The following is a 4,227-nucleotide window of genomic DNA, read 5'->3' as shown; positions in this document are numbered from 1 at the left end:
AAAACGACGACCTACACGATCCGATCGTAAATGACGAGCACTGCCTGATCATGGGCTTAGTTAAGAGTGAAAACGACCTTGATAGGTTAAAACATATGGGGCGCGAGATAAACGCTATCCTCTTTAAATTTTTTGCAGACAGAAATTTAAAACTAGTAGATTTTAAAGTGGAATTTGGCGTCGATAAAGACGGAAATATCGTGCTAGCTGACGAGATTAGCCCGGATAGTTGCCGTTTTTGGGACGCAACTACGAACGAAAAGCTCGATAAAGATAGATTCCGTCAGGATCTTGGCAACGTAAAAGTCGCCTACGAAGAAGTTTTAAAAAGAATTTTATCTAAGGTTTAAAATGAAAGCTATCATCAACGTATCCTTAAAAAACGGCGTTTTAGACCCGCAAGGAAAGGCTGTCGAGCACGCGCTCGGATCGCTTGGATTTAACAACGTAAGCGGCGTGCGAATAGGCAAACAAATCGTGCTTGACATAGACGCCGCAAGCAAAGACGAAGCGCGCAAGGAGCTCACCAAAATGTGCGAAGAGCTGCTCGCAAACACCGTCATAGAGGACTACGAGATAAATTTAAACGATAAATGCGAGAGCGCAAAATGAAAGTCGCCATCGTTTTGTTTCCAGGCACGAACTGCGAGCAAGATACAAAGTACGCTTTTGAGCTTTTGGGTTGCCAGACGCAGATAATCTGGCACAAAGAAAGCGAGATAAATGCCGATCTTATCGTGCTTCCGGGCGGATTTAGCTACGGCGACTACTTGCGCACGGCAGCTATCGCTAAATTTAGCCCGGCGATGAGTGCGGTTGTAAAACACGCCCAAAAAGGCGGATACGTGCTTGGCATTTGCAACGGCTTTCAGATGCTGTGCGAGCTAAAACTGCTTGCAGGCGCGATGAGACGAAACGAAAATTTAAGCTTCATCTCAAAATACCACTATCTAAAAGTGGTTTCAAATGCAAATAAATTTCTATCAAATTTGAGTATCGGCGAGGTCCTAAATATCCCGATCGCTCACGGCGAGGGTAACTTTTACGCTGACGAAGCGACGTTAAAAGGCCTCTACGATAACGATCAGGTGCTGCTAAAATATTGCGACGCAAACGGCGCCACACTAAATCCAAACGGCTCGGTCGATGCGATAGCAGGAATTTGTGATAATAATAAAAAGATATTCGGCCTCATGCCTCACCCCGAGCGCGCCTGCGAGAAGTTTTTGGGTACGGACGATGGATTAAAGATGCTAAAAGGGCTAGTTTGCTAAGGCCCTTTTTAGCCTTTTTTACCATATTTGTTTTAGCTTGCGGGGCCACTGAGCCTAGCGTGTTTGATATGATGGGCGACGAGCAAAGCCAAAAAGTGATCAAGCCCGCTCCGCAAACGCCCGCGCAAAAGCAAAACCCACAAAACAAAGCGCCAAGCGCGCAAAACAGACCCCCAAGTCAGACGCAAAGCACGGCTACTCAAAACAGAACCCCCGTAGCGCAAAGCCAAACCGTAAGCAACCAAGGCGGTACGCATCTACGTCAACCTATCCCGCAAAATATAGCGCCTACTAACGAGCCCGAGTTAAATTTAAAAGATAGTCAGTTATACGAGCGCGTGCAGCCAAACGACATCATCATCAAGGCTCTAAACGCGCCTAAACAAGTCTACGTCGGGCAAATTTTTAGCTTTACGCTCTCGGTCGATATCCAGGATAATATTGCCGTTGATCTGCAAACTATATTGCCAGAAACCGAAAACCTAAAATGGCTAAGCTCAAATTTGCGCTGGGATAACGACGGTAAAGGCGTTTACAAGGCTCAAATTTACGCCGAGGCCTCCGCCGAGGCCGTGAAAAATCCAAAAATCACTGTAAATTTAAAGCGCAATGGCGAGTTTTTCCAGACGGCGAATTTAACGCTTTCGCTACCTAAAATCGTAGCGCTAAAAAGCGGCGAGAAATACAATCACGTCGTCGCTCAAAATCTCGAAGTCAAAAAATATAAAACCAACAAATTTGACGATAAAAATCTCATCATGATCGTCGAAGTAAACGCGCAAAAAGGCAATATCGCGGACTTTTTCATCGAGGACAAGGACATCATCAAACAAGGCGTGGACTCCACGAGCGGCGAATTTGACGCACAAAGCGGATATTATTTCGCGATATTTTCGCCTGAAAAAACCTCGATCGATTTTAACTACTTTAGCCTGGCTAAAAAAGATTTCGTGAGCTTTTCGCTCCCGGTCGTCGTCGAGGATGACGAGATCAGCACGCAAATCGGACTAAATCCAAAGCAAAGCAAATTTGAAATTTACAAAAATATCGGAGTTTACGCGCTTTTCGGTATTTTCTTGATCACGTTTTTGTTTAAGCGCGATGCGATATTCCTCGTCGTCGTGGTCGGCCTTGGAGCTTATATCCTTTACAGCTACAACCCGTTTGGCGGCGCGACGCTAAGACAAAACATAAACGTAAAAATTTTGCCTACGCAAAACTCGAGCGTATTTTATACCTCAAAAGCGGAGCAAAAGGTTGAGATCCTCGGCAAGCGCGAGGACTACGTCAAAATTTTACTAGACGACGGTAAGATAGGCTGGGTAAAAAAAGATGATATTTTCTAGGATAAAGCCCGCGTATTTCGCGGTCGAGTTTCTCATTAGCATACTTTTGGTCGTGTTTTTTATGTGGCTTTTAAAAAAGCATATTCACGCCGTGAGGAAATTTTGGGGTAGGAGCCAGCGATTTTTCGGATTTTATTCGCTCGAAGTCGTCGGCAACTTCGACGAGCGCGCAAATATGATCATCATGAACCATCAAAGCATGTTAGATATCGTCGTTTTAGAGGAAGTCTATCCGAAAAATCTCTGCTGGATCGCTAAAAAAGAGATCGCCGACCTGCCCATCATCGGACAGATCATCCACGTGCCGCAGATGATTTCAGTCGAGCGCGAGAACAAACGCTCGCTCATCAAACTCGTAAAAGACGCGCAGGACCGCGTCGAAAAGGGGCGCGTGCTGGCGATTTTCCCCGAGGGAACGCGCTCGCACTCAAGGGAGCTTTTGCCGTTTAAGGGCGGTGCGAAAATCATCGCCGACAAGCTAAATCTAAAAATCCAACCAGTCGTGATCGCGGGCTCGGACATCATGGACGTGAAAAATTTTAGCTTTAAAAACGGCAAAATCAAAATCATCTGCCTAGATCTTATCGACACCGCCGACCCTGAGTGGCTAGAAAACGCAAGAGCTAAAATGCAAGAAACTCTCGACAACGAGAGGCAAAAAGCGGCAATTTAAAGCGCTGCTTTATCATAAATTTTGCCGCACGCGTAAATTTGATGAACTTTTCAGCTAAAATTTGAGCCAAATTTGACCGCCTCGTAAAAGCCGTAAATTTAGGAGGATTTATGAAAAAGTACGCCGTTATATTTATGGTTTTAGCTCAAATTTTATTTGCTTCAAATTTACTGGAGCCTGATTTTGAGATTTTTTATGACAAAAACGCTACGAGCAAACAAACAGACGCAGGACTTGATCAAATTATGGAGTTTTTGTCGCAAACCCGCACCGAGTAAACGACGAGTGCGGCAAGAATTGCGACCGCCTTTTTACGCTTTTTATCTTTAATACCAACGAAATCGACTTTGTGCGGATAGAAAAAGCAATCAAATTTGAGAAACAAATTTTAGATTAGTTGATAGTAATCGTATCAAGTTTAAAGATATTCTTAGCACTTTGTGCTATAATCTGCTAAAAAATTTTAAAAACAAAGGACGAAAAAATGAGCGAAAAATTTGAATTTCAGACCGAGGTAAACGAGCTGTTAAATTTGATGATACACTCGCTTTACTCAAACAAAGAGATATTTTTGCGCGAGCTAATCTCAAACGCAAGCGACGCACTGGACAAGCTAAACTACCTCTGCCTCACGGATGATGCTTACAAAAATCTAAGCTACTCCCCGCGAATCGATATTAAAATAGACAAAGATAAAAAGACGCTAACGATCAGCGATAACGGCATCGGCATGGATAAAAACGAGCTGATAAACAACCTCGGCACCATCGCTAGAAGCGGTACGAAGGGCTTTTTGGACAAGCTAAGCGGCCAAGCTAAAAAAGATAGCGCGCTCATCGGGCAGTTTGGCGTCGGGTTTTATTCGGCGTTTATGGTCGCAAAGAAAATCGAAGTTATTACAAAGAAAGCCGGCAGCTCGGAAGTAAACCGCTGG

7 protein-coding genes are annotated in these 4,227 nt (G+C 44.3%); all 7 read left to right on the top strand.

Going from position 1 to position 4,227, the window contains the following annotated elements; all coding sequences use genetic code 11:
• Positions 1-350 (top strand): phosphoribosylaminoimidazolesuccinocarboxamide synthase (locus Q0200_RS06965; RefSeq protein WP_297939510.1); only part of this gene is annotated, 350 nt, incomplete at its 5' end.
• Between the two features lies 1 nt (position 351).
• On the top strand, positions 352-612 hold the full coding sequence (purS, locus tag Q0200_RS06960; RefSeq protein WP_122871328.1) for a phosphoribosylformylglycinamidine synthase subunit PurS: 261 nt from the start codon (positions 352-354) through the stop codon (positions 610-612).
• Entirely contained in the window at positions 609-1,274 is a 666-nt protein-coding gene (gene purQ, locus Q0200_RS06955) for a phosphoribosylformylglycinamidine synthase subunit PurQ (protein WP_297939503.1), read from the top strand. The genes purS and purQ overlap by 4 nt, the downstream gene beginning before the upstream one ends.
• 68 nt (positions 1,275-1,342) lie before the next feature.
• Entirely contained in the window at positions 1,343-2,620 is a 1,278-nt protein-coding gene (locus Q0200_RS06950; protein WP_297939513.1) for an SH3 domain-containing protein, read from the top strand.
• Complete coding sequence (locus Q0200_RS06945; RefSeq protein WP_297939500.1) at positions 2,607-3,293, top strand: lysophospholipid acyltransferase family protein; 687 nt, start codon at positions 2,607-2,609, stop codon at positions 3,291-3,293. Before Q0200_RS06950 ends, Q0200_RS06945 begins: the two co-directional genes overlap by 14 nt.
• A gap of 110 nt (positions 3,294-3,403) precedes the next feature.
• On the top strand, positions 3,404-3,571 hold the full coding sequence (locus tag Q0200_RS06940) for a hypothetical protein (RefSeq protein ID WP_297939497.1): 168 nt from the start codon (positions 3,404-3,406) through the stop codon (positions 3,569-3,571).
• Between the two features lie 206 nt (positions 3,572-3,777).
• Positions 3,778-4,227: ATP-binding protein (locus Q0200_RS06935; RefSeq protein WP_297939494.1), on the top strand; the 450-nt coding region annotated here is incomplete at its 3' end.

The sequence above is a fragment of the uncultured Campylobacter sp. genome, from assembly GCF_938045225.1.
Lineage (GTDB): Bacteria > Campylobacterota > Campylobacteria > Campylobacterales > Campylobacteraceae > Campylobacter_A.
Note: the sequence above shows the minus strand (reverse complement) of the source record. Positions and strands in the feature narration are given on the sequence as shown.

Excerpts from the sequence above, each read along its gene's own strand:
- purS (WP_122871328.1), top strand. The coding sequence starts at position 352 with ATGAAAGCTATCATCAACGTATCCTTAAAAAACGGCGTTTTAGACCCG.
- purQ (WP_297939503.1), top strand. The coding sequence starts at position 609 with ATGAAAGTCGCCATCGTTTTGTTTCCAGGCACGAACTGCGAGCAAGAT.
- Q0200_RS06950 (WP_297939513.1), top strand. The coding sequence starts at position 1,343 with ATGATGGGCGACGAGCAAAGCCAAAAAGTGATCAAGCCCGCTCCGCAA.
- Q0200_RS06945 (WP_297939500.1), top strand. The coding sequence starts at position 2,607 with ATGATATTTTCTAGGATAAAGCCCGCGTATTTCGCGGTCGAGTTTCTC.
- Q0200_RS06940 (WP_297939497.1), top strand. The coding sequence starts at position 3,404 with ATGAAAAAGTACGCCGTTATATTTATGGTTTTAGCTCAAATTTTATTT.